Genomic DNA, 2,284 nt, shown 5'->3' on the forward strand with positions numbered 1-2,284 from the left:
GCGACCGCTGGTCTATTGCTGGCGTGGCGGAATGCGCTCGAACTCCATGGCGACGATCCTGTCCTCGGTCGGCTGGCCGAGCGGCGTGGTGAAGGGAGGGTACAAGACGTGGCGGCGGGAAGTCGTAACAGGGCTGGAGCATGAGGACAGCCGGCTGCCGGTGCGCCTGATCGATGGCCAAACCGGCACGGGCAAGACGGCGTTGTTGCAGGCCATTGCAGCGGCGGGCGGGCAGGTGATTGACCTGGAAGGTCTCGCCCATCATCGCGGTTCGGCTTTTGGTGATCTTGGTGACGCGCCACAGCCGGCCCAGCGCTTGTTCGAAAGCGGCATCTGGCAGCAGTTGCGTCAGTTCGATCTGAGCCGTCCGGTCTTTGTCGAGGCGGAGTCCGCGCGGGTCGGCCGCTGCCGCGTGCCCCGGCGCCTGTGGCACTCCATGCTGGCGGCGCCGCGCATCGAGATGAGGGTTCCTTCAGACGTGCGCGCAGACTTCCTGCTCTCTGCCTATGAAGACATCATCCGGGACAAGGACCGGCTGATGGAAGCGCTCGCCAAGCTGAAGGGCCTGCAGTCGAAAGAGACGCTGGCCGAGTGGCAGGCATTGGCGGAGGCGGGAGACTATCGCGCGCTGGCGCGCCAGTTGATGGACCGGCACTACGATCCACTCTATGCGCGCAGCCGCAAACGGCGCGACGATGCGCCGGTAGATATGGTCAGGTTGGAGAGCCTGGATGATACGGCGCTGAAGCGAGCCGCAGAGAGACTGGTGGTCCGCGCCTAGCGTCCGCGCGCCTCTTCCGTGCCGCGCCGGGCCAGTTCGTCGGCTTTTTCATTGCCGGGGTCACCGGCATGGCCCTTCACCCATTTCCAGGTGATGTCATGGCGCTGACAGGCTTCGTCCATCGCCATCCAGAGATCCTGATTCTTGACCGGCTTCTTTGCGGCGGTCTTCCAGCCATTGCGTTTCCAGCCATGTATCCATTTGGTCAGGCCGTCTTTCACATAAGTGGAATCGACGTGCAGGGTGATCCTGGACGGACCTTTCAGCGCGTTCAGCGCCTCGATCACGGCCAGCATTTCCATACGGTTGTTTGTGGTGGCCTTGTCGCCGCCCCAGAGTTCCTTGCGGTTGTCGCCTGCCACGAGCAGGGCGCCCCAGCCGCCGGGGCCGGGATTGCCGCTGCAGGCACCATCTGTCCAGATTTCGATCTTGTCAGTCATGGCTTTCAGGTGCGGGGCTTTGGCGGGTCCGTCAAGCATCAGAAGACGCTGATGTCTGCCTCATGCAGTTGTTGCGCGGGCTTGACGATGGCGAGAAAGAGCAGGCCGCAGACGAGGCCGGCCAGCGCACCGATACAGGCGCCGGTGAGGACTGCGCCGAGGCCGGTCAACAGCGACGCTGTCACGCCGAATCCCCCTGTCGTGCCACCGACGAGCAGGGCGCCCCAGATGCTGGCCCAGCGCAAGTAGGGCGCGCGGGCCGCGATTCCCTGATGCGGGAACCTGCCGATGGACAGACCCATGGCCAGCCACGCGGCTGGCACGGTGACGAAGAACAGGATGAAGTTGAACAGGGACATCATCGCAGCCATCTGGATGCCGAACAGGAAGCCGCTATTTGGGCGATCGAACATGGTGGGCAACATGCCAATCCCTTCGAGCACGCCAAAGACAAAGGTCAGGAAAAGTCCGATCAGCGTAACGCCAAGGCACGCCGCCAGGGAGGACAAGAGCAGGCCGAGTTTTACACGGCGGATCTTTCGGTCCTTGCTGAGGGCTCGATAGTCGACCGAAAGGTCAGACGGACCGGTGCCAACCACCTCACCATTTGGTCCGAACTCTGTCATGCACCATAGCCTTCCGCACTCGTCACTTTGCGATGAAAGGCGAGGCGGCCGGCATATTCGAGGGGATTCTTGGGCTTTACGAGGGCGCCCTCAGGCGTCGAGGTCCAGTCCACCATCCGCGTCAGGAAGAAACGCAATGCTGCGCCGCGTGCCAGCAGGGGCAGGGCGTCGCGCTCAGTTGGCTGCAGCGGGCGCACGCTCTCATAGCCTGCGATCAGGTTTTCGCCCTTGAAATAATTGTAGTCGATGGCGCCGCGCCCTGGATTGTCATCAAAGGCCCACGCATTCAGGCAGATGGCGAGGTCATAGGCGAGCGCATCTGTGCAGGCGAAATAGAAATCGATAATGCCGGAAAAGTCTTCGCCCAGGAAAAACGCATTGTCCGGGAAGAGATCGGCATGAATAGTCCCGCGCGGCAGGGTCAGGCTTTGTGGCTT

4 protein-coding genes are annotated in these 2,284 nt (G+C 62.6%); 1 reads left to right on the forward strand and 3 read right to left on the reverse strand.

The genetic code is table 11. The features are described 5' to 3' along the window. A partial coding sequence (mnmH, locus tag B4F73_RS03520; protein WP_290482515.1) for a tRNA 2-selenouridine(34) synthase MnmH occupies window positions 1-781 on the forward strand: 781 nt, incomplete at its 5' end. On the opposite strand, the gene rnhA is transcribed toward mnmH, so the two are convergent. From rnhA to B4F73_RS03535, 3 genes are all read right to left on the reverse strand, one after another. Next, complete coding sequence (gene rnhA, locus B4F73_RS03525; protein WP_290478605.1) at window positions 778-1,221, reverse strand: ribonuclease HI; 444 nt, start codon at window positions 1,219-1,221, stop codon at window positions 778-780. The two genes, mnmH and rnhA, sit on opposite strands and share 4 nt — an antisense overlap. A 38-nt stretch (window positions 1,222-1,259) precedes the next feature. After that, a complete protein-coding gene (locus B4F73_RS03530; protein ID WP_290481680.1) occupies window positions 1,260-1,847 on the reverse strand; it encodes a hypothetical protein in 588 nt (195 codons plus the stop codon). Continuing rightward, on the reverse strand, window positions 1,844-2,284 hold a 441-nt coding region (locus B4F73_RS03535), incomplete at its 5' end, for a phosphotransferase (RefSeq protein WP_290482516.1). The genes B4F73_RS03530 and B4F73_RS03535, both read right to left, overlap by 4 nt.

Origin of the sequence: Hyphomonas sp. UBA3601 (assembly GCF_002375605.1) — a bacterium.
Lineage (GTDB): Bacteria > Pseudomonadota > Alphaproteobacteria > Caulobacterales > Hyphomonadaceae > Hyphomonas.

Bases quoted from the DNA above. Each gene is read 5' to 3' on its own strand.
- rnhA (WP_290478605.1), bottom strand. From the start codon at position 1,221: ATGACTGACAAGATCGAAATCTGGACAGATGGTGCCTGCAGCGGCAAT.
- B4F73_RS03530 (WP_290481680.1), bottom strand. From the start codon at position 1,847: ATGACAGAGTTCGGACCAAATGGTGAGGTGGTTGGCACCGGTCCGTCT.